Source organism: Microbacterium sp. KRD172, assembly GCF_017168295.1.
Taxonomy (GTDB): domain Bacteria; phylum Actinomycetota; class Actinomycetes; order Actinomycetales; family Microbacteriaceae; genus Microbacterium; species Microbacterium profundi.
The window spans coordinates 1314255-1336579 of sequence record NZ_JABFAS010000002.1 but is presented as its reverse complement, the minus strand read 5'-3'; the positions used below and the strand labels follow the sequence as shown (position 1 = coordinate 1336579).

17 protein-coding genes are annotated in these 22325 nt (G+C 68.3%); 5 read left to right on the top strand and 12 right to left on the bottom strand.

Annotated elements, in window-relative coordinates:
* Positions 1 to 13: 13 nt before the first annotated feature.
* From def to J1M43_RS06770, 3 genes are read right to left on the bottom strand one after another with little or no spacing between them, the layout of a single operon-like run.
* A complete protein-coding gene (def, locus tag J1M43_RS06780) occupies positions 14 to 505 on the bottom strand; it encodes a peptide deformylase (RefSeq protein ID WP_033107472.1) in 492 nt (163 codons plus the stop codon).
* A complete protein-coding gene (locus J1M43_RS06775; RefSeq protein WP_033107471.1) occupies positions 505 to 2454 on the bottom strand; it encodes a MinD/ParA family protein in 1950 nt (649 codons plus the stop codon). Before J1M43_RS06775 ends, def begins: the two co-directional genes overlap by 1 nt.
* Before the next feature lie 42 nt (positions 2455 to 2496).
* The gene (locus J1M43_RS06770) at positions 2497 to 5904 is read right to left on the bottom strand and encodes a pyruvate carboxylase (protein WP_206476352.1); all 3408 of its coding nucleotides are present in this window, start codon (positions 5902 to 5904) and stop codon (positions 2497 to 2499) included.
* 93 nt (positions 5905 to 5997) lie between these two features.
* Here J1M43_RS06770 and J1M43_RS06765 point away from each other — a divergent pair, with 93 nt between their 5' ends.
* Positions 5998 to 6810 (top strand): ParA family protein, encoded by an 813-nt coding sequence (locus J1M43_RS06765; RefSeq protein ID WP_033107611.1) that lies wholly within the window; start codon positions 5998 to 6000, stop codon positions 6808 to 6810.
* Between the two features lie 279 nt (positions 6811 to 7089).
* On the opposite strand, the gene J1M43_RS06760 is transcribed toward J1M43_RS06765, so the two are convergent.
* The 3 genes from J1M43_RS06760 to J1M43_RS06750 all read right to left on the bottom strand — a co-directional run bounded on the left by J1M43_RS06760 (position 7090) and on the right by J1M43_RS06750 (position 8910).
* Positions 7090 to 7635, bottom strand: coding sequence for a MerR family transcriptional regulator (locus tag J1M43_RS06760; RefSeq protein ID WP_033107469.1), 546 nt, complete (start codon positions 7633 to 7635; stop codon positions 7090 to 7092).
* A 100-nt stretch (positions 7636 to 7735) separates the two neighbouring features.
* Positions 7736 to 8425 carry a MerR family transcriptional regulator gene (locus tag J1M43_RS06755; RefSeq protein WP_033107468.1) on the bottom strand — a complete coding sequence of 230 codons (690 nt, stop codon included), beginning with the start codon at positions 8423 to 8425 and terminating at the stop codon, positions 7736 to 7738.
* Positions 8425 to 8910, bottom strand: a complete 486-nt coding sequence (locus J1M43_RS06750) for an FHA domain-containing protein (RefSeq protein ID WP_033107467.1) — start codon at positions 8908 to 8910, stop codon at positions 8425 to 8427. The genes J1M43_RS06755 and J1M43_RS06750 overlap by 1 nt, the downstream gene beginning before the upstream one ends.
* 208 nt (positions 8911 to 9118) lie before the next feature.
* Between J1M43_RS06750 and lpdA the strand changes: the two genes are divergently transcribed.
* Positions 9119 to 10516, top strand: coding sequence for a dihydrolipoyl dehydrogenase (lpdA, locus tag J1M43_RS06745; RefSeq protein WP_206476351.1), 1398 nt, complete (start codon positions 9119 to 9121; stop codon positions 10514 to 10516).
* A 104-nt stretch (positions 10517 to 10620) separates the two neighbouring features.
* On the opposite strand, the gene J1M43_RS06740 is transcribed toward lpdA, so the two are convergent.
* The gene (locus J1M43_RS06740) at positions 10621 to 12162 is read right to left on the bottom strand and encodes a glycerol-3-phosphate dehydrogenase/oxidase (RefSeq protein ID WP_206476350.1); all 1542 of its coding nucleotides are present in this window, start codon (positions 12160 to 12162) and stop codon (positions 10621 to 10623) included.
* A 50-nt stretch (positions 12163 to 12212) separates the two neighbouring features.
* Positions 12213 to 12824, bottom strand: a complete 612-nt coding sequence (locus tag J1M43_RS06735; protein WP_241245201.1) for a TetR/AcrR family transcriptional regulator — start codon at positions 12822 to 12824, stop codon at positions 12213 to 12215.
* A 20-nt stretch (positions 12825 to 12844) separates the two neighbouring features.
* On the opposite strand from J1M43_RS06735, the gene J1M43_RS06730 reads away from it, so the two are divergent.
* From J1M43_RS06730 to J1M43_RS06720, 3 genes are read left to right on the top strand one after another with little or no spacing between them, the layout of a single operon-like run.
* Positions 12845 to 14470, top strand: coding sequence for an FAD-binding oxidoreductase (locus J1M43_RS06730; protein WP_206476349.1), 1626 nt, complete (start codon positions 12845 to 12847; stop codon positions 14468 to 14470).
* Position 14471: 1 nt separating this feature from the next.
* Positions 14472 to 15416 carry a YegS/Rv2252/BmrU family lipid kinase gene (locus J1M43_RS06725; RefSeq protein WP_206476348.1) on the top strand — a complete coding sequence of 315 codons (945 nt, stop codon included), beginning with the start codon at positions 14472 to 14474 and terminating at the stop codon, positions 15414 to 15416.
* Complete coding sequence (locus J1M43_RS06720) at positions 15413 to 17041, top strand: GMC oxidoreductase (RefSeq protein ID WP_206476347.1); 1629 nt, start codon at positions 15413 to 15415, stop codon at positions 17039 to 17041. The genes J1M43_RS06725 and J1M43_RS06720 overlap by 4 nt, the downstream gene beginning before the upstream one ends.
* A gap of 11 nt (positions 17042 to 17052) precedes the next feature.
* On the opposite strand, the gene J1M43_RS17070 is transcribed toward J1M43_RS06720, so the two are convergent.
* Genes J1M43_RS17070 through J1M43_RS06700 form a run of 4 tightly spaced genes read right to left on the bottom strand, consistent with a single transcriptional unit; the run spans position 17053 to position 22320 of the window.
* Positions 17053 to 19326, bottom strand: coding sequence for a TIM-barrel domain-containing protein (locus tag J1M43_RS17070; protein WP_206476346.1), 2274 nt, complete (start codon positions 19324 to 19326; stop codon positions 17053 to 17055).
* 22 nt (positions 19327 to 19348) lie between these two features.
* Positions 19349 to 20461, bottom strand: coding sequence for an NAD(P)/FAD-dependent oxidoreductase (locus J1M43_RS06710; protein ID WP_206476345.1), 1113 nt, complete (start codon positions 20459 to 20461; stop codon positions 19349 to 19351).
* Complete coding sequence (locus tag J1M43_RS06705; protein ID WP_206476344.1) at positions 20448 to 21164, bottom strand: methyltransferase domain-containing protein; 717 nt, start codon at positions 21162 to 21164, stop codon at positions 20448 to 20450. The genes J1M43_RS06710 and J1M43_RS06705 overlap by 14 nt, the downstream gene beginning before the upstream one ends.
* Complete coding sequence (locus tag J1M43_RS06700) at positions 21154 to 22320, bottom strand: type III polyketide synthase (protein WP_241245200.1); 1167 nt, start codon at positions 22318 to 22320, stop codon at positions 21154 to 21156. Before J1M43_RS06700 ends, J1M43_RS06705 begins: the two co-directional genes overlap by 11 nt.
* Between the last annotated feature and the right edge of the window lie 5 nt (positions 22321 to 22325).

The following is a 22325-nucleotide window of genomic DNA, read 5'->3' as shown; positions in this document are numbered from 1 at the left end:
GGGGGTGAAGGTGTTAGAACCAGTCGCTCTCGCGGACCTCGCGCATCGCGGTCTTGCGGTCCTCCGGCGCGAGCCTCGTGAGGTAGAGCTTGCCGTCGAGGTGGTCGGTCTCGTGCTGCAGCGCCTGCGCGAGCAGGCCCTCGCCCTCGAGCACCACCGGTTCGCCGTCGAGGTCGATCCCCTCGACCCGCGCCCATGGGTGGCGGAGAGCGTCATGCCAGAGTCCTGGGACCGAGAGACAGCCTTCGCCGGTGGGCGCGGGCTCGCCTCGCACCTCAGTCAGCACCGGATTGAGCACATAGCCGATGTCACCGTCGATGTTGTAGCTGAAGGCGCGTGCCGCCACGCCGATCTGCGGCGCTGCGACGCCGGCTCTGCCTGGCAGTTCGACGGTCTCGATGAGGTCGGCGACGAGCGCTCGCACGCCGTCGTCGATCTCTCCGATCGGCTCGCACACGGTGCGCAGCACAGGGTCGCCGAAGATGCGGATCTCGCGAACAGTCATCAGGCTGCGCTCGCGCGGAGACCCTCGACGAGGGATGCCGCCAGCTCACGAGCCGCCTGACGGGTCTCGGGCTGCAGGTTGGCGAACACGATGGCTCCGCCACCGGCGATCTGCGAGTCGTACGGCATGCGCACCACGCTCTTCGCACGCGTCGCGAAGTGCGCCTCGAGCTCATTCAGGCGCACGAGCGGGCTGCCAGGGGTCGACTGGTTAAGGACGACGATCGATCGTCGGGCCAGCTCTGCGTAGCCGTTCGTCTCGAGCCACGTCAGAGTCTCAGAGGCGAGACGCGCCTCGTCGACGCTGAGGCCGGAGACGATGATGAGCTGATCCGCCAGGTCGAGAGTCGCCCCCATGACGGAGTGCACGATACCGGTGCCGGTGTCGGTCAGCACGAGCGAGTAGTAGTGGGCCGCGACGTTCGCGACGTCGCGGTAGTCATCGTCGCTGAACGCTTCGGCGATGCGCGGATCGGCATCGGATGCGAGCACGTCGAGCCTCGTGGAGTCGCGCGCGACGATCGACGAGACGTCGTGATATCCCTTGATCTCGTCATGGGCGCGCACGAGGTCGCGCACAGATTTGCTGTGCGTGCGCACGATGCGGTCGGCCAGTGTGCCACGGTCGGGATTCGCATCCACTGCGATCACCCGATCGTCTCGGGCGTCCGCCAGCGCCATGCCCAGCAGTGCGGTGATCGTCGTCTTGCCGACACCGCCCTTGCGCGAGAGCACCGGCACGAACCGCGCACCGCCCGCGAGGGGTGCGGCGATACGCGAGGTGAGAGCCTTGCGCTCGCGGGCGCGCCTGCCGTCGCCGATGTTGATGCGTCGCCCGGATGCCGCATACAGCAAGTGGCTCCACGCGCCTTCCGGCTCGGGCTTCGTCACCTGGTGAGGATCGAGCAGCCGGTCGGCTGTGAGCAGATCCGCCGACTCACGCGTCGCCTGACCCAACTGGTCGCCGAGCCGCTTCGAAGTCAGGGCGACCTCGGGTCGGGCCGCGGCCGGACGCTGTGCGATCGTCGTCTCCGCGGGCTTCCCGTCCGGCTTCGGAGTCTCTTCGGGGTTCGTCACGGTCTCGCTCTTCGCTTTCTCTGCCGGAACGGATGCCGCGGATGCAGGAGTCGCGGATGCTGGTGCCGCAGACGCGGGCGTCGCGGTTGCTGCGGCGTCCTGCTTCAGCGTGGCGGCGATCCACGCAGCTGTCGCGCTCTCGGGTCGCGGCGGCGTAGCGGCTCTGGCCGCCGGCCCGGGCTCGGGTGCGATCACGGGCTCGGGTGCGGTCACGGGCTCAGGTGCGGCCACGGGCTCAGGTGAAGATACGGGCTCAGCCGCCGGTGCGGGCTCAGCAGCCGCCACGCGCGCAGGTGGCTTCTTCTTCGTCTGGGGCTTTGCCTTCGGCGCCGTTCGTGCGGGGGCAGCAGGTGCAGCGACGACGGCGGCGCTCACCGTCTCGTCAGCGGACGCCGACGAGCGGTCGATCTGCTCGTCAGCGACCTGCACTTCAGCGTCAGCATCCCCAACCTGCTCGCCGTCGTGAGCCGACACGATCTCAGAATGCGCCTCCGGCACCGGATCCGGCTCGACGACAGCCTCCACGATCACCTCGTCCGACCCGTCTGCGGGTGCCGGCTCCGCGGCGACAGCTCCGACATCCTCCGCCGGCAGTTCGATGACGATGCCGATCCTGTCCTCATGGATGCGGCCGACCTCGCTCGCGGCCACCGCGGCGGCCTCGACGGGCGGGTCGATGATGAGTTCCGAGTGGATCTCACCATCGAGCACCGCGTCGTCGACGAGGTCGTCGTCCTCGTCCTGCGGAAGGGCGACGCTCACCTGAGCGGTCTGTCCGAGGATGCCGATCGCCGTCGTGTCCAACGATGCGGCGTCGTCGAGTACGCCGCGGGTTTCGTCCTCCGCGGAGTCGGATGGGTTCTTCGGTGTCACTGTGTCACTCCAAGCTTGTGCGAGCGTATCGCTCGCACAAGATTACTGGGCAGGACGTATGACGACCAAAAGGTCACCGGCGTCCACCTGCTGAGTGACGCCGATCGCGAGCCGATCGATGACGCCGTCCACGGGTGCGGTGATGGCCGCCTCCATCTTCATCGCCTCGATGGATGCCACCGGCTCACCGGCGCGCACGGTGTCGCCGACGTCGACTTTGAGCGAGACCACGCCGGAGAACGGCGCCGCCACCTGTCCCGGCTTCGATGTGTCGGCCTTCTCGACCTCGTGCGCGTCGACCGCGATCGACCGATCCCGCACGAACACCGGACGCAACTGCCCGTTCAGGGTCGTCATGACGGTGCGCATGCCCCGCTCGTCGGCTTCGCCGATGGCTTCGAGACCGACGTACAACTGCACGCCGCGGTCGATCTCGACGAGGTGCTCCTGCCCCTGCACCAGCCCGTACAGGTAATCGCTGGTGTCGAGCACCGACAGATCTCCGAAGAGTTCACGCCGTTGCGCGAACTCGCGGGTCGGCGCCGGGAACAGCAGCATGTTCAGCCGCTCGCGCCGCTGCTGGCTGGTACCGGCCAGTGCCTTCTCGTCCTCGGCGGAGATCTCCGTGAGACCCGTGCGAACCTCACGCCCGGCGAGCACCTTCGTGCGGAACGGCTCGGGCCATCCGCCGGGCAGTTCGCCCAGCTCTCCGGCCATGAAGCCGACCACCGAGTCCGGGATGTCGTACTTCTCCGGGTTCGCCTCGAAGTCCGCAGGATCGGCGTGCACCGCCGCGAGATGCAGCGCGAGGTCGCCGACGACCTTCGACGAGGGCGTCACCTTGGGAACGCGTCCGAGGATGCGGTCGGCCGCGGCGTACATGTCCTCGATGAGCTCGAAGTGCTCAGCGAGACCCAGTGCCTTGGCCTGCTGGCGCAGGTTCGACAGCTGACCGCCCGGGATCTCGTGGTGGTACACGCGACCGGTGGGGCCGGGCAGGCCCGACTCGAACGGCGCGTACTGGTTGCGCACCGCCTCCCAGTAGGGCTCGAGATCGGAGACGGCATCCAGATCGACGCCGCTGTCGCGGTCGGTGTGCACCAGCGCCGCGACGAGCGATGACAGCGACGGCTGGCTCGTCGTACCGGACAGCGGGGCGGATGCCGCATCCACCGCGTCGACGCCGGCGTTGCTGGCTGCGAGAAGCGTCGCGAGCTGTCCGCCGGGGGTGTCATGGGTGTGCAGGTGCACCGGCAGATCGAAGCGCTCGCGCAGCGCCGTGACGAGCTTCGCCGCGGCAGCGGGACGCAGCAGTCCTGCCATGTCCTTGATGGCGAGCACATGCGCCCCGGCAGCCACGATCTGCTCGGCGAGGCGGAGGTAGTAATCCAGCGTGTACAGATCTTCGGCCGGGTTCAGCAGATCCCCGGTGTAGCACAGCGCGACCTCGGCGATCGAGGTACCGGTGGCGCGCACGGCATCGATGGCCGGCCGCATCTGGGAGACGTCGTTGAGTGCGTCGAAGATGCGGAAGATGTCGACACCGCTCGCGGCGGCCTCGGCGACGAACGCCTCGGTGACCGCCGTCGGGTAGGGTGTGTATCCGACGGTGTTGCGCCCGCGCAGCAGCATCTGGATGTTGATGTTCGGCAGAGCCGCCCGCAGCTTGTCGAGCCGCTCCCAGGGATCTTCGCCGAGGAAGCGGAGCGCGACGTCATACGTCGCGCCTCCCCAGGCCTCGACCGACAGCAGCTCGGGCGTGAGCCGCGCAAGGTACGGGGCTGCGGCGACGAGATCGCGTGTGCGCACGCGGGTGGCGAGCAGCGACTGATGCGCATCCCGGAACGTCGTGTCGGTGATCGCGAGTGCGCTCTGCTCGCGCAGACTCTTCGCGAAGGCGTCCGGTCCGAGCTCGAGCAGGCGCTGGCGAGATCCGGGAACCGGCTCGGCGTTGAGGTCGATGTTCGGCAGCTTCGTCACGGGGTCCGCCACGCCGGGGTGGGCGCCGTTCGGCTTGTTGACCGTGACATCGACGAGCCAGTTCAGCAGCCTCGTGCCGCGGTCCTTCGATGCGCGACCGCGCAGCAGCTCAGGACGCTCGTCGATGAACGACGTGCTGACATCGCCGGCGATGAAGTCCTCGTCCTCGAGCAGCGCCTGCAGGAAGGGGATGTTCGTGGAGACGCCTCGGATGCGGAACTCCGCCAGCGCACGGCGTGCGCGACCGACAGCGGCTTCGAAGTCACGGCCACGGCAGGTGAGCTTGGAGAGCATCGAATCGAAGTGAGGGCTGATCTGCGCGCCCTGGTGCACCGTGCCGCCGTCGAGGCGGATGCCGGCACCGCCCGGGGAGCGGTAGGTCGTGATCTTGCCCGTGTCTGGACGGAAGCCCTGCGTGGGGTCCTCCGTCGTGATGCGGCACTGCAGTGCTGCGCCGCGCAGGCGGATGTCGCCCTGCTGTAGGCCGAGCGCGGCGAGCGTCTCACCGGCGGCGATGCGCATCTGCGACTGCACGAGGTCGACATCGGTGACCTCTTCGGTCACCGTGTGCTCCACCTGGATGCGCGGGTTCATCTCGATGAAGACGACCTCGCCGGTGCGCTCCCCCGCCGTCTCGAGCAGGAACTCCACTGTGCCGGCGTTCTCGTAGCCGATCGATCGGGCGAACGCGATCGCGTAGCCGTGCAGAGCGGTGCGGATGCTGTCATCCAGGTTCGGCGCAGGGGCGATCTCGACGACCTTCTGATGACGGCGCTGCACGGAGCAGTCCCGCTCGAACAGGTGCACCGTCTCGCCGCTCTTGTCGGCGAGGATCTGCACCTCGATGTGGCGAGGCCGGACGACGGCCTGCTCGAGGAACATCCTGGCGTCGCCGAAGGCGCTCTCTGCTTCGCGCATGGCCTCTGACAGCGCAGGGGCGAGGTCTCCCTTGGTCTCGACGCGGCGCATGCCGCGGCCGCCGCCGCCCGCGACGGCTTTGGCGAACAGCGGGAATCCGATGTCGTCGGCCTGCGCGAGGAGTTCGTCGACGTCGGATGACGCCTCGGTGGACTTCAGAACCGGAACGCCGGCCTCGATCGCATGATGCTTCGCCTCGACCTTGTTACCCGCCATCTCGAGCACCTTCGAGGGCGGACCGATGAAGACGATGCCGTTCTCTGCAGCGCGCTCGGCGAGATCAGGGTTCTCGGACAAGAAGCCGTATCCGGGGTAGATCGCGTCAGCACCCGACTCGAGTGCGACACGGATGATCTCGTCGACGTCGAGGTACGCACGCACTGGATGGCCGCGCTCGCCGATCTCATAGGCCTCATCGGCCTTGAGCCGGTGCTGAGAGCCGCGGTCCTCATACGGGAACACCGCGACGGTGCGTGCCCCCACCTCGAACGCAGCTCTGAACGCGCGGATCGCGATCTCACCGCGGTTTGCCACAAGAATCTTCTGGAACATGCACACCTCTGATGGCTCGTTGTACGCCGTATTCGACGTTCACGGGGCGGGGCTGAGTGTCTTCCAAGCCTAGGGGAAGGTAACGTGGTGTCCGTGCACGTACTCAGCGTCAGCTCTCTCAAGGGAGGCGTCGGCAAGACGACCGTGACTCTCGGACTGGCCTCAGCGGCCTTCGCCCGAGGCGTCCGGACCCTCGTCGTCGACCTCGACCCGCAATCCGACGTGTCCACCGGCATGGACATCCAGGTCGCCGGCCGGCTCAACATCGCCGACGTCCTGGCGAATCCCAAGGAGAAGGTCGTCCGTCAGGCGATCACCTCCAGCGGTTGGGCGAAGGTGCACCCCGGCACGATCGATGTCCTGATCGGCAGCCCGTCCGCCATCAACTTCGACGGTCCCCACCCGAGCGTGCGCGACGTCTGGAAGCTCGAAGAGGCACTCGCCTCCGTCGAGAGCGACTACGACCTCGTCCTCGTCGACTGCGCGCCTTCGCTGAACGCGCTCACGCGCACAGCCTGGGCCGCCAGCGACCGCGTCATCGTCGTCACCGAACCCGGTCTGTTCTCGGTTGCCGCCGCCGACCGCGCCCTGCGCGCGATCGAGGAGATCCGTCGCGGCCTCTCCCCTCGTCTCCAGCCGCTCGGCATCGTCGTGAACCGCGTGCGCCCTCAGTCGATCGAGCACCAGTTCCGCATCAAGGAGCTGCGTGACATGTTCGGCCCGCTGGTGCTCTCGCCTCAGTTGCCTGAACGCACCTCGCTGCAGCAGGCCCAGGGCGCGGCCAAGCCGCTGCACATCTGGCCTGGGGACTCCGCTCAGGAGCTCGCAGCCGACTTCGACCTGCTGCTGGATCGGATCATCCGCACCGGCCGCGTGCCTGTCCCGGAGACCGGCGCCGCTTCCTGAGAGCCGTCGCTTCGACTCGTCGCTGCGCTCCTCGCTCACCCCGTTTCGTCTCGCTCCGCTCGCTCAACGACCCGCAGTGGCTGCGCCGGCCTGACCAGAACGTCACCTCGGCGGGGCGTTGAGCGACGAGGTCGCCGGCCTGACAGAATGTCACCTCGGCGGGGCGTTGAGCGACGAGCTCGCCGGCCTGACAGAAGGTCACCTCGGCGGGGCGTTGAGCGACGAGCGAAGCGAGGAGACGAAACGGGTTGAGCGAGCCGCAGGCGAGTCGAAGCCTTCTCAGGCCGTGCGCTTGGACCGACGGGCAGACAGCTCGTCGACGGGGTCGGGAGCAGTGGGGTCGAACTCGACGAGCGTCGACTCGACCTCGCGCAGGACTTTGCCCACGGCGATGCCGAACACGCCCTGACCCCGGCTGACGAGGTCGATGACCTCATCGTTCGACGTGCAGAGGTAGACGGATGCGCCGTCGCTCATGAGCGTGGTTCCGGCGAGATCACGGATGCCGGCGGCACGCAGCTGCTCGACCGCGATGCGGATCTGCTGCAAGGAGATGCCGGTGTCGAGCAGACGCTTCACGAGCTTGAGCACGAGGATGTCGCGGAAGCCGTACATGCGCTGCGAGCCGGAGCCGCTGGCGCCGCGAACGGTGGGCTCGACGAGCTCGGTGCGCGCCCAGTAGTCGAGTTGACGGTAGGTGATGCCGGCTGCACGGGCCGCGACCGCACCGCGGTAGCCGACCTCGTCGTCCATCGCGGGCAGACCGTCCGTGAAGAGGAGTTCCGTCACGAACTGCGGGTCGCCTGCACGCTCATCCGCATTCATACTGAATTCCTCCCTGAAGCATTTGTCTCAACGCTAGAGCAGTGCCCCGGCGCCGGCAATGACATCCGCCCATCGGCGAAGGTGTGTCGCAACCAGTTCGTTACGAAAGCACTCGGGTGAGCGCTTCCTTGACGAAGAGCGAACGCACTTCGTCGATCTTCGTGGCCAGTTCCGGAGCCATCTCACGCGCTTTTCCGCGGGAGGTGGCATCCGTTCGCCGAAGGAGTGCCGACATCGCGGATTCGATCAGCGAGACCTCGCGCTCCGCGCTCTGGCGCAGGGTGCGCAGGTGCCGCGGTTCGATTCCGTGGCGGTCGAGCGCGACGAGACTGCGCAGCAGGGTGACCGTCGCCTCCGGGTAGTTCTCCGCCGCCACGATAATGCCGGTGCTGATGGCGTCGTTCAGGATCTGAGGTCCTGCGCCGGCTGCCGAGAGCAACTCATCGCGTCGGTAGCGCCGGGGCGCAGGGGTGATGGACGGCGGCGGCGTGAACGCCGTCGCCGCGTCGCCGCTTGCCTCTGCCTCATCCAGCTGCTCGCGGATCACGCTCAACGGCAGGTAGTGGTCGCGCTGCAGTGTGAGTCCGAGCCGGAGTCGATCGATGTCCGCCTGCGAGAACTTGCGATAGCCCGACTCTGTGCGCGACGGGCTGACGATGCCCTGCACCTCGAGGAAGCGCAGCTTGCTGGAGGAGAGATCGGGGAACTCGGGCGTGAGGCGGGCGAGTACCTGACCGATACTCAGAAGACCCGCGGACGCAGAGCGATCGCGGGCGTGAAGTGCCACCATCAGTCGTTCGCCGCCGGGAGGTCGGCGGTCGAGGCGAAGAAGTTCAGTCGGAACTTGCCGACGCGCAGCTCATAGCCGTTCGCGAGCGTGCTGCGGTCGACGCGCTCACCGTTGACGTATGTGCCGTTGAGCGAACGCTGATCGATGATCTCGAACTGGCTGCCTGACCGGGTGATCTCCGCGTGACGGCGTGAGACGGTGACATCGTCGAAGAAGATGTCGGCCTCAGGGTGACGCCCGATCGTGGTGACATCGGTGTCGAGGAGGTAGCGAGCACCTGCCAGCGCGCCAGAGCGGACCAGCAGCAATGCTGACCCGGCAGGAAGCGCGCCGATCGCTGCCTGCTCGACATCGGTGAGCTCTGCGCCGAAGGGCACGAAGGACAGGTCGGAGTCGTGTCCGAATGTCTGTGTGGCGTCGTGCCTCTGCTCGCCGTCGCGGTGAATGGCTGCGTCGCCTGCCGATCGGCTGTTGTTGTCTGTCACGGTTGCCCTCCTCGCTGTCCAGACTAACTGATCCCGCGCCGCCGCCGGGAGGGTCTGTACGAGACAGCGCCCGCACATCGACGTTTCCTATGCTGAGACTGTACGCACCCTCACAGTTCGACGTTCCCGCCCCCGATCGCTCCGACCTCAGCGGGGATCTACGCCCCCGGCCGGTTCCGACGCCCCTGCAGAGCGATAGGCTTTAGACATGCCACATTTCGACGTCGTCATCCTCGGCGCGGGCCCCGGCGGGTACGTCGCCGCAGTCCGCAGCGCACAGCTCGGTCTGAAGACCGCGGTCATCGAAGAGAAGTACTGGGGCGGTGTCTGCCTCAACGTCGGCTGCATCCCCTCCAAGGCTCTCCTGAAGAACGCAGAGCTCGCCCACACGCTGAACCACAAGGCCGAGTTCTTCGGCATCTCCGGTGAGTTCACGATCGACTTCGGCAAGGCGTTCGACCGCTCGCGCGAGGTCGCCAACGGCCGGGTCAAGGGCATCCACTTCCTCATGAAGAAGAACAAGGTGACCGAGTTCGACGGACGCGGAACCTTCACCGGCCCGAAGGCCATCTCCGTGGCCAAGGCCGACGGCACGACCGAAGAGGTCACGTTCGACAACGCGATCATCGCGACCGGCTCGAAGGTGCGCCTGCTGCCTGGCGTCGAGCTCAGCGAGAACGTCGTCACGTACGAGGAGCAGATCCTCAGCCGCGAGCTGCCCGACTCGATCGTCATCGTCGGCGCGGGCGCCATCGGCATGGAGTTCGCCTACGTCCTCACCAACTACGGCGTGAAGGTCACGATCATCGAGTTCCTCGACCGCGCACTCCCCAACGAGGATGCGGACGTGTCGAAGGAGATCACGAAGCAGTACAAGAACTACGGTGTCGACATCCTCACCTCCACCAAGGTCGAGAAGGTCGTCGACAACGGCTCGTCCGTCACGGTCACCTACACCGGCAAGGACGGCAACCAGGCCTCGATCGAGGCCGGCAAGGTGCTCATGTCCGTCGGCTTCGCGCCGAACGTCGAGGGCTTCGGACTCGAGGCGACCGGTGTGAAGCTCACCGAGCGCGGCGCGATCGACATCGACGACCACATGAAGACGAACGTCGACGGGATCTACGCGATCGGCGACGTCACCGCGAAGCTGCAGCTCGCGCACGTCGCGGAGGCACAGGGTGTCGTCGCGGCCGAGACCATCGGCGGGGCAGAGACCCAGACGCTGGGCGACTACCGGATGATGCCGCGTGCGACGTTCTGCTCGCCGCAGGTCGCCTCGTTCGGCCTCACCGAGCAGCAGGCCAAGGACGAGGGCCGCGAGATCAAGGTCTCGACCTTCCCCTTCATGGCCAACGGCAAGGCGCACGGCCTCGGCGAGCCCGTGGGCTTCGTCAAGTTGATCGCGGATGCCGAGCACCTCGAGCTCATCGGCGCGCACATGATCGGCCCCGACGTCTCCGAGCTCCTGCCCGAGCTGACGCTGGCGCAGAAGTGGGACCTCACCGCTCTCGAGCTCGCCCGCAACGTGCACACGCACCCGACACTGTCGGAGGCGCTGCAGGAGGGCTTCCACGGCCTCGCCGGCCACATGATCAACTTTTGAGTCGAGAGGGCTCAATGTCGCGAAGCGGCGTTGAGCCCTCTCCGACTCAAGGTTGAGCGAGCGCAGCGAGTCGAAACCCTTACCTCAGCCGCGGACGCTCTGTTTCATCCCCACTCTGCCAGCGTCTCGGCCACGACCTGGCCGACCACTTCGGCCGCGGCATTCCTGTCGGCGGGAACCAGTCCGATCCGCGTCCGACGGTCGAGCACATCATCGGAATCCAGCGCTCCTTCGCCGCGCACCGCGAACGCCACCTCGGCGCGTATGACGTCGATGCCCTCGGCCACGCGCCCCGCGCCGCCTGAGCCGCCCGCCGCGAGGACTGCTGCGGCTTCCGCCCCGTAGCGTGCACGGAGAGTCGCCGACGAACGACGGAAGGCGCCCGGGTCCGCGATCGGCACCGGCGAACCGGGTGCTCCGACGAGCGGCAGGCGATCGGTGCGGCACCCTGGGTCGTCGATGCCTGCCTGCCGGCAGGCGAGGTCGACGGCATCCTTCGCCATGGCGCGATACGTCGTGAGCTTGCCGCCGAGGATGCCGACGGCGCCGTTCGACGACACCTCGACGCGGTGACGACGGGAGATGTCCGCAGTCGAGTCGCCGGTACCGGATGCGACAAGAGGACGGAGTCCGGCGAACGCTCCGCGAACGTCGTTGCGCGTGAGGGGACGCTCCAGCACGCGTGACAGCGTGGTCAGCAGGAAGTCGATCTCGTCATCGGTCGGCGAAGGCACGTCCGGAATCGGATCGGGGGCGTCCACATCCGTGAGTCCGACGATGACTCGTCCGAGCTGGGTGGGCAGGGCGAACACGAAACGACTGACCGATCCGGGGTGCGGGGCGGTCAGCGCAGCGGTCGGATGGCCGAGGGCCGCAGCATCCAGGACGATGTGGGTTCCCCTGCTGGGCCGGAGGCGGATGTCGGGATCGAGCTCTGCCGCCCACACGCCTGCGGCGTTGACGACGGCGCGGGCGCGCACCCGCAGCGAGCCACCGCCCAGCACGTCCTCCAGGGTCGCACCGTCGCCGTCGATGTCCGTCACTCGCGTGCGGGTGAGGATCTTCGCGCCATGGGCAGCCGCGGTCCTGGCGATCGCCGTCACGAGCCGGGCGTCGTCGATCAACTGACCGTCGGAGGCGACCATCCCGCCCCGCAGCCCGCGCCTGCTCAGAGCGGGGAACATGCCGATCGACTCCCCCACCGAGGCGCGATGCGGACGCGGCAGCACGTCACCTGGCGTACGGGCGAAGCGGCGCAACCCGTCGCCGAGCAGGAATCCGATGCTCCCGACGGTGCGCTGTCTGAACGACACACCGTCCACGAACGGGAGCAGTTGCGGCAGCGGCCGGATGAGGTGCGGCGCGATGCGCGTCATGAGCAGGTGGCGCTCGACGGCGCTCTCGCGGGCGACCCTCAGATCGCCGGATGCGAGGTAGCGCAGCCCGCCGTGCACCAGTTTCGAGCTCCACCTGCTCGTGCCGAATGCGAGATCGTGCGCCTCGGCGAGGACGACGGAGAGTCCACGGCTCGCGGCATCCAACGCCACTCCGACGCCGGTCACGCCGCCGCCGATCACGAGCAGGTCGACCTCTCCGCCGTCGGCGAGCGTCTCCAGGTCGAGAGCGCGTCTCGAGACGTTCAGCATGGACGAGGCCCTGACCCCGCCGGCGGCTTCCTCATTCCCCCCTCGTCGACTCATGCGAGCAGATACCCCTCCACGGCGCGGGTGAGCTCCCGCTCCCACTCCGCGGCGCCGATCAAGGACGAGACCGCATGGTGCGAGAGGATGGCGGACTGCACGATGAGCAGCAGCATGACCGACATGTCGCCCGGATCCCCCTCGCGGATCGTGCCTCCGGTCTGGCCACGGGCGATGGCGAGCTCGAGCCAGCGCAGCATCGCACGTTGGCTGGATCCGACCCGCTCGAGGCTGTACTGCGTGAACGCCTCCGGCTCTCGATCCAGCAGCCGCCCGAAGACGGGGTCGTGACGGAAGAGTTCGGCGAAGCGCATCACTTCTGCCACGAGTTGCGCGCCGGTGCGCACATCAGTCGACATCCTCATGATGATCGACACGGTCTGCCTGAGCAGAGCCGCACGCACCACCTCATCGGTGCCGGCCCATCGCCGGTAGATGGTCGGCCGGCTCACACGCGCGTCGCGTGCGAGTTCCGCGATCGTGAACCCGCCGGTCCCGCGCGATGCGATCAGGTCGGATGCCACGTCGAGCAGACGCGCGTCGACCTCGTCCCACACGGGTGGTTCGAATGCGCCGGCGGACACCATGACTGCTTGACGATCTTCCATGATGTGTCACACTGTAACGCATGACGACGGAGACGACACCGGCATCGACGACGAGCTGGAACGGCTGGGGCGATCCCGCGTTGGCTAAGGACCTTCCCCTGGCCGTGCGCGCGCTGCTGCCCACGATCCTCGGACGCATCCGCCGCCCCGAACCGCCGACCGCGCTGGCCGACGTCGTCGTGGCCGCCTCCGCTCTCACTGAGCAGGATCGCGCCGGCCTGATCTCGATCGTCGGCGACGATGCGCTTCACAGCGATGATGAGACGCGCATCCGCCACTCCGGTGGACGATCGACGCCCGATCTCCTTCGCCTCCGGCAAACGCATCAGGCGGTTCCGGACGCGGTCGTCTCGCCTGGTGATCACGATGAGGTGCTTCGCGTACTCGGTTTCTCGTCGGAACACGACATCGCCGTGATCCCGTTCGGCGGCGGGACCAGCGTCGTCGGCGCTCTCGCACCCGAGCGCGGCGGTCATCGCGCCGTCATCTCCCTGGATCTTCGGCGTCTGAGCGGATTGCTGCACTTCGACGAGATCAGCGGCGAAGCCCGCTTCCTTGCCGGCACCACGGGGCCCGAAGCCGAACGGCTGCTGACGGCGCACGGCTTCGAACTCGGACACTTTCCGCAGAGCTTCCTCTACGCGACACTCGGAGGGTTCGCATCGGCGCGCTCGTCCGGCCAGAACTCCGCCGGCAACGGCCGATTCGACACGATGGTCACCGCGCTGCGCGTCGCGACGCCCACCGGCGAGATCGCGCTCGGCGGGGCACCGGGGTCGGCCGCCGGTCCGGATCTGATGCGCCTCTTCCTCGGAGCCGAGGGCATCCTCGGCGTCATCACCGAGCTGAGCGTGCGGGTGCATCCGCTGCCCGAGACCCGCCGATACGAGGGATGGACCTTTCCTGACTTCGAACGCGGCGCCGATGCACTCCGCCTGGTGGCACAGCTCGCCACAGGACCGACGGTCATCCGGCTCTCCGACGAAGCCGAGACCGGGATCGGTCTCGCGCAGCACGGGCGTGTGGGCAAAGCCCTGGCGAAGGGATGCAGTGCGGTCACCGTGTTCGAAGGAGATGCCGCATCCGTCGCAGAACGTCACGAGCGCACGGCACGCGTGCTCACCGGCGCCGGTGGACGCCCGACCGGGCCGGCCTCTGCGGAGGAATGGGCGCGCGGACGCTTCGGGGCCCCCTACCTGCGCGATGCACTACTGGATCACGGTGCCTTCTGCGAGACGCTGGAGACCGCAGCCACCTGGGCGGACCTCCCCCGTCTGAAGGCTGCCGTCACCGACGCCATCCGCTCCGGATTCGGCGAGCACGGCTCGAAATCGCTGATCATGTGCCACATCTCGCACATCTACCCCACCGGTGCGGCGTTGTACTTCACGATCATCGGGAACCTGCGCGGTGAGGTGCTCGACGAGTGGAACCGCATCAAGGCGGGCGTGAACGACGCGATCCTCGCACACGGCGGCACCATCAGCCATCATCACGGCGTGGGGCGGGACCACGCGCCCTGGTTCTCACGCGAGGTCGGCGAGGGCGGGATCCGCCTGCTGCGTGCGGTGAAGGACGAACTCGACCCCTCCGGGATCATGAATCCTGGGGCACTGCTGCCGGCAGTCGCCCGCGCGAGGAGCTGACATGCGGCATGTCTTCGTCCTTGCCAATCCCGAATCAGGACGCGGCAGAGGAACCGCTGCCCGCGATGCCGCGGTCGCACGCCTGCGTGAACTCGGCCTGCGTGTCTCGGAGCGCACAGGATCATCCGTCGACGACACCAGACGATTCGCCGCCGAAGCGGTCGCTGCACGACCGGACGCCCTCGTGATCGTCGGCGGCGACGGAACCCTGGCGATCGTGCTCGATGTGCTCGTCGGCTCCGGCATCCCACTCGTGCTGGTGCCGGCCGGCACGGGCAACGATCTCGCACGTGCTCTCGGCATCCCCTTCGGATCCCCCGATTCCGCCGCCGTCGCCGCGATGGCCGCCGCGCACGGAGTCTCCCGGTCTCTCGACGTCGGAGAAGCGATCTGCCCCGACGGCGCCGCGCATTTCCTCACCGTCGCCGCCCTCGGCTTCGACGCCAAGGTGAGTGAGCGCACCAATTCCCTCCGCTGGCCGCGCGGCCGTGCCCGTTACTACCTGGCGATGGTCATCGAGCTGATCCGCTTGAGACCCATGGCATTCGCCTTGCGCGCCGACGGCGCCGAGATTGCGCTCTCGCACGGCACGCTGATCGCCGTCGGCAACACCCGCAGCTACGGCGGCGGAATGCCCGTGTGCCCGCAGGCCGATCCGCACGACGGCCTCTTCGATGTCGTCCACGTCGCGCCCGTCGGCAGGATCACCTTGATCGGGCTTCTGCCGCGGCTGCTGCGCGGCACGCATGTGCGACTGCCGCAGGTGACGACCCTGCGCGCCACCGAGGTCGACGTCTCCGCTCCCGGACTCGTGGTCTATGCCGACGGCGAGCGCATCGGGTCCGAGAGCGTCAAGATCCGCGTGATTCCCGCCGCGCTCAGCATCCTGCTGCCCTCCGCCGATGGCGATCACGAGACCCCCGACCCGCGGAAGGCGCACCGATGAACGAACGCTTCGATCACGACGTCGTGATCATCGGCTCCGGCTTCGGCGGCTCTGTGGCTGCCCTGCGATCGGTGGAGAAGGGCTACCGCGTGCACGTGTACGAAGCCGGACGCCGCTTCGAGGACGACGACTTCGCGAAGACCTCATGGGATGTCAGGCGTTACCTGTGGGCACCCGCCCTCGGATGCTTCGGCGTGCAGCGCATCCACAAGCTGCCTCACGTCATGATCCTCGCCGGGGCCGGCGTCGGCGGCGGATCGCTCAACTACGCGAACACGCTCTACCGGCCCGGCGCTGAGTTCTTCGTAGATGCGCGCTGGCCCGACGGATTCGATTGGGAGAGAGAACTCGATCCGCACTATGCGACGGCACGGCGGATGCTGGGCGTCGTGGAGCATTACCCCCACGCCGGCCCCGTCGAGCGGATCATGGCCGGGGCCGCCGAGGACCTCGGCGTGGGCAGCACATTCCGCCACGCGCCGGTCGGCGTGTACTTCGGCACGCCGGGTGTGACCGCGCCCGACCCCTACTTCTCGGGCGACGGCCCTGCACGCACCGGCTGCACGCTGTGCGGCAACTGCATGGTGGGCTGTCGTGTCGGAGCGAAGAACACTCTGGCGAAGAACTACCTCGCCCTCGCCGAACGACGTGGTGTCACGATCGAACCATTGCGCACGGTCGTCGAGGTGAAGCCACTGACCGGCGGCGGCTACCGAGTGACGACTGTGCGCAGCGGAGCGTGGGTCCGACGACCGCGCACCGTGACGGCGGAACAGGTCGTTTTCGCCGGCGGCACCTGGGGAACGCAATCGCTCCTGCACCGGATGAAGGCGACCGGTGTGCTCCCCCTGCTGCCCGATTCCCTCGGGCACCTCACCCGGACCAACTCCGAGGCGCTCGACGGCGCCATCTCGGTGGCCGTACCCGACGATGTCGGCCTCGCGGACGGCGTCGCGATCACGACCTCGTTCCACGTCGACGAGCGCACTCACGTGGAGAACGTGCGATACGGTCCCGGGTCGAACCTGATGGGCATGCTCGCCACCGGGCTCGTCGACGGCGGCCGTCCGCTCTTCGCCCGGCTGGGCTCGCTGATCGGCCAGGTGCTCCGCGCTCCCCTCACCGCCCTCCGGCTCGGCTCCCTGCGGCGCTGGAGCGAGCGCGGCATCATCGCGCTCGTCATGCAGACCGCGGACAACTCGCTCACGCTCTCGGTGAAACGGCGCTTCGGCCGCTACCGCCTCACCAGCGCGCAGGGCGAGGGCGAGCCGAATCCCTCGTATCTGCCGGGCGCGCACGTCGCCGCCAGGGCGATCGCAGCTCGGCTCGAGAAGGAAGGCGGTGTACGGACCGAGGCACGCGGCTCGTGGCCGGAGGTGTTCGGCATACCGTTGACCGCGCATTTCCTCGGCGGCGCGATCGTCTCCGCCTCCCCGCAACAGGGTGTCGTCGACGCGTACCACCGCATCTGGGGCTATCCGGGGCTGCACGTCGTCGACGGCGCCGCCGTACCGGCCAACCCGGGGGTGAACCCCTCCTTGACGATCACAGCGATGGCTGAGCGGGCCATGGCGCGCTGGCCGGCGCACGGTGAACAGGATTCACGGCCGCCGCAGCAGTACTGAGCGGAGCGGCCTCACTCCGACCCGACGAAGTCGGCGAGCTCGTTCGCGACCGCCGTGCCTTCCCGAGCGAACAGCGCAGGCTGCCCGAGTGGAGCGGCGACGGTGACGTGGACGACCTCGGCCGTGTCGCCGTATCGCTCTCCCGACCAGATGTGACGCCAGTGACCCGGTGGCAGCACGACTTCAACCGTCTCGGCACCCGGTTCGAGCACGGGCGCGAGCAGCACGTCGGGTCCCAACTGCAGTTCGTCATCGGCGCCGCCGTTCAGCTCTTCGTCGGGATCGAGCATCCAGGGATGATGTGCTCCGGCGGCGAGCGGTCCCTCGGCTGCCAGACGATCCCGCTCGGGTGCGAGCGCGACGAACAACCGGGTGAGGCGACCGAGTCTCGCGGCGAGCTCTGCATCCTCCGCCGGCTGTGCGGCGAAAGCCGGCCGGTTGCCCTCGTGGGTGCGGAACACCGGCTGCAGCACGGATGCCTCGGCCCATCGCAGCACGAGTTCATCATCGCGAGCGACATCAGGCAGCACCGGCAGATCGACGCCCGTATAACCACCGATGTCGCCGTGCACCTGCATCATGCCGCTTGCAGCCAGTGACTGCGTGAGGGTCACGGTCGAGGCAAGTCCGTCGGTGCGCGACCAGTCCTGCGTCTGATCACCGAGCCAGAGCGCATCGGCGAGACCCGCGGACGTGGTGCCCCCGCTGCGGTGCCAGACGAATCCGTCCTCGGTCAGTCCGGCGATCTCCATGGCACGCTGGTTCACCTCCTGCCACAGCACCGGCCACCGCACGCGCCAGTCGATCCCGGAGCCACCGGCGAGCACAGCATCCGGCGGCGGCCCCTCCGCGAAGTCCGCCATCCAGCCGGACGCCCCGGCGCCGGCGACCTCGTCTGCGATGACCTCGGCGAACCACTCCCGAGCAGCCGGATTCGACAGATCCACGGTGGCGGCGGTGAACCCGTGCTGATCGGCATCGAGCACGCTCCCGTCCGCGGCGAGCGCGAGATAGCCGGCCGATTCCGCCTCTGAATACAGATCGCGACCGCCTCGCGAGGCGGATGCCGCACCGCTGTCGACCGAGAGCGAGGGATTCACATAGGTGAGAACTCGGATGCCCTGGTCGTCGAGTTCTGCGATCAGCTCTTCCCAATCGGGGTACTGGTGCTCGTCGAGGCTCCAGTTCCACTGCAGTCTTTCGCCGAAGCCGGTCGTGCGCCGTCCCACCCAGTCCTGCAACCACACCGCGGCAAGCGGCACGCCTGCCGACTGCAGTGTTTCGATCTTCATCCGCACCTCGTCCGTGCCGCCCTGGAGACCTGCGATGAGTCCAGTGGCCGTCCACGGTGGAGGCGGCGCAGCCGCGCCGGCCCATTCGGATTGGATCGCCAGCGCCTGCGACGGAGTCTCGGCGGCCGCCAGCGCGAAGGTCGCCGTGCCGTCCCACACCTCCCAGGTCATCCTGTCGTCGGAGCGCAGGTCGACGGACGATATCGCGTCGCCGCGGTACGCCACGCTGCGCGCTGCGTCGGTGACGCCGACGGCACTGGTGAGATACGTCGTGTCCTGACCGCCGGCGGCACTCGCGGCGAGATCGACGAGCAGCGACAAGGGTTGCTCCCCGCGTCCGATTCCCTGCTCGCGGGGAACGAGTGCCACACGCGTACCGCGCAGATCCCATCCGGACGACTGCGCACCCAACCCGTGCACACCCTCTTCCGCTCCGAGCGCCGCAGCGAGGTACAGCCGATCAGCGACGGGGTCGATCCGCACCGACACCTCCAGACGTCCCGGCGCAGCCTCACTCATGCGCATCTCCCAATCGAGGGCTCCGTCGCCCTCGAGGGTCCCTTCGAGAACGAGCGAGCCATCCGCGTCGGGGCGCACGGTCGTGATTCGCTGGTCCGCCCATCGCTGCGTCAGGCGGTCGCTGACGCGCAGCAGGCCGAGGTCGTCGATGATGTTCGATGCTCCCTCTGCCGCGGCGAGGAACCCCTCGCCATGTGGGCTCTCCCAGACCGTGGTCGCCGCACTGGGATGCGTGACGCTGAGCCCCGTGTCAAGTCGCACCGTGAACGCGCCGACGCTCCACTCGCCCTCGGCACCCTCAACGATCAGGTCGCCCCTTGGCGCATCGGCGAGGGCTGTGGACGGCTGCGGAAGCTTCACCACGATGAAGACGGTTCCCACCATCAGCGCGACGACGACGAGCGCCAACGACGCGAGACCTATCCGACGTCCGATACGTGCGCGACGTGGCGGAACAGCGGCGGCGTCGGTCACACGCTGAAGTATAGGGTGCCCCTCACAGACCGCGCATGGTGATCAGATCCGCGGCGCTGCGGCGCAGCGGAGGCGATCCGAGTGCCCTGATCACCGCGTTGCGGGTGCCAAGGCCGACACCGTGGGCAGGCTCCCCCATGCTCATGTAGAACCACGAACGCCGCTGGGCCCGAGCGGCCGAGCGCAGCGCGCGTCGTCCGTAGGCACGGAAGTCGGGCTCAGTGCCTCCCGACGACTTCTCGATGGCCGCCGCGAGGTGCCGCGCGGCGTTCCACCCGAGGTTCATGCCCTGACCACCGATCGGACTCGTCTCATGAAGGGCGTCACCGAGGAGCACGACACGGCCAACGCCCGCACGCGCCGCACGATGCTGTCGCGCGCGAAACGGCGTCGGCGGGAGCGCGAGGTCGGGCCGGATCCCGGTGCGCTCCTCGATCTCCTGCGAGAACGCCGCCTCATCGCGCAGCCGCTCCAGCGGATCGGCCACCACCCAGCGTCTGCGTCCCTCCGGAAGAGGAAAGGACTCCACGATGCCGGCGGGCTCGCAGTACAGGCTCACCCTCCTGCCCGGCTCATCGTCGGCGACGTCCGCCATCGCATACGTGCCGCTGCCGCGCGTCTCCCGCCACTCGACGCCCAGGCGGCGGCGTACCCCGCTGCGCACCCCGTCCGCTGCGACGACGATGGATGCGGTGACCTCCCTGGCCACGCCCTCCGACTCGACCGTCAGGCGTACGACCTCGCCCTCATCACGGACGTCGCTCACCGCATGACCGAGATGCACGGCATCCGGCCGCAGATCGGCGAGGCGCTCCGAGAGCAGCGCATGCGTGCGGCGCTGCGGAAGGATCAGCACCTGCTGGCGAGGAGTGAAGGAGACCGAGGCGAGCACGCGTCCTCCGCAGAGCACGTCGCCGCCGTCCAGCGCCAGCGCCAGGCGTCCGGCCTCCGCTCCCACCCCGGCCGCGTCAAGAGCAGCGCGGCCGGGAGGGTGGATGCCGATCGCCCTGGAGCGGTCGTCATCCGAGGTGCGCTGTTCGAACACCGCGACGTCGACGCCGCTCTGCGCCAGCAGGCAGGCCAGCAGCAGTCCGACGGGCCCGCCGCCGACGACTGCGACGTCATGATCCGGCATCTGCGCCCTCGTACCGCAGTTCGAGCCGCGCGGGGAAACCGGTCCGCACCTGCCAGCCGCGCGGCACCACGGCGGAGAGCTCGGCGGGCGTGTACGCCCGGCGGATGCTGGCGAGCCCGTCGGGGCGGATGAACGATCCGGCGAGCAGATTCCTCGCGAATGGAAGGGTGGCGCCGGCGAAGCCTCGGTAGGCGAACCCGCTGCGTGCGATGTCCCGATGGATGACGAGTCCGTCCTCGTTGATGAGAGCCACCGAATCCTGCATCACCGCGCCCAGTTCGCCGTCGCTCAGATGGTGCAGCAGATGGTTGGAGATCACGATGTCGAACGTCTCACCGGCAGCCACGAGATCGCTCGTGTACGCGCAGCGGTACTGCACCGCTCCGCCGCGACCGCGTGCCCACCGGATCGCTCTCGCATCGGCATCCAGAGCGGTGATCTCGATCGCCAGTCCGTCGTCGTGCGACCAGTCGGCGAGCGCGCGCGACACATCGCCGCCGCCCGCACCGACATCGAGCAGGCTGATCGGCCGTCTTCTCGCGAGTGGACGGATGTCCCGCCGGTACACACCGCGCCATCGCGAGACGACCGCGTTGATCAGGGCGAAGCGCTCGTAGGTGCGCTCGAGCATCTGAGGGTCCGCATCCGGATCGTCCATCAGCTCGCGCTCGTCGACGGCGCGGACCGAGAGGTCAGCCCTCATGCCGCTGCGTCACCGGCGCGACGACGGTCATCAACGCGGATTCGGCGGTGAGGCCGGGTCCGAAGGCCATCGCCGCCACGCGTTCCCCGTTGTGTGCGTCCTCCAGGATCCGGCGCATGACGAACAGCACCGTCGCGCTGGACATGTTGCCGTACTCCCGCAGCACTTCTCTGGCCGGCACCATCTGAGCATCTGAGAGGAGCAGCTTCTCCTGCACCCGATCCACGATGCTGCGTCCGCCGGGATGGATCGCCCAGTGCGCGATGCGCTCGCCGATCGAGTCGTCCGCGAACGCCTCGGCCAACGCCTCCTCCGGCGCGTACAGCGGCCTGAGCGCGTCGTGGATGTGATCGCCGATGAGCTGCGGAACAGCCGTCGACAGGACCATCTCGAACCCGTGGTCGCCGATCGTCCACGCCATGTCCTTCTTGCCCTCCGGGATGATGCCGGTGTGGAAGCGGTCGAGAGCGAAGCCGGCGACCTCGGACTCGAAGCTCCGAGACGTGACGAGTCCGGCTGCCGCGCCGTCCGCGAACAGCGAGGTCGCGACGATCATGTCCGGGTCGTCGGTGGAGCGCAGGTGCAGCGTGCACAGTTCGACACTGACCACCAGAACCACGGCATCCGGATCCCCGGCGCAGAACTCGCTCGCAGCTCGCAGCGCAGGCATCGACGCGTAGCAGCCCATGAAGCCGAAGTGCTGGCGGCGCACACCGTCTCGCAGCCCGAGAGCGCGGGCGATCTCGTAGTCGGGACCCGGCGCGTAGAACCCGGTGCACGAGACCGTGATGACGTGCGTGACATCGGCGGCGGTGATGTCGGGGTCGGCCTCGAGCGTGCGTCTGGCGGCCTCGACGAACAGCCGCCCCGCCTCGCGGATGTACACCTCGTTGCGCGCCTTCGTTCCCGGCTCGAGCAGCAGGCCGCTGTCACGGTCGAAGAACTGGGGCGTGGCGACATCAGCGGAGAAGGACAGCTCCTCCAGCACGGTGTGCCTGGTGTCGATGCCCGATCCGTTGAACGATGCCGAGACGATGCGCTTGGCCAGGCGACTGAGCTCCGGCTGCGCGGCGAAGACATCTCGCACCTGCTCCTGCACCAGCACCGTCTCCGGCACGATCGTCTGGATGGAGCGCAGCACAGCGGATGGCGTCATGTGTG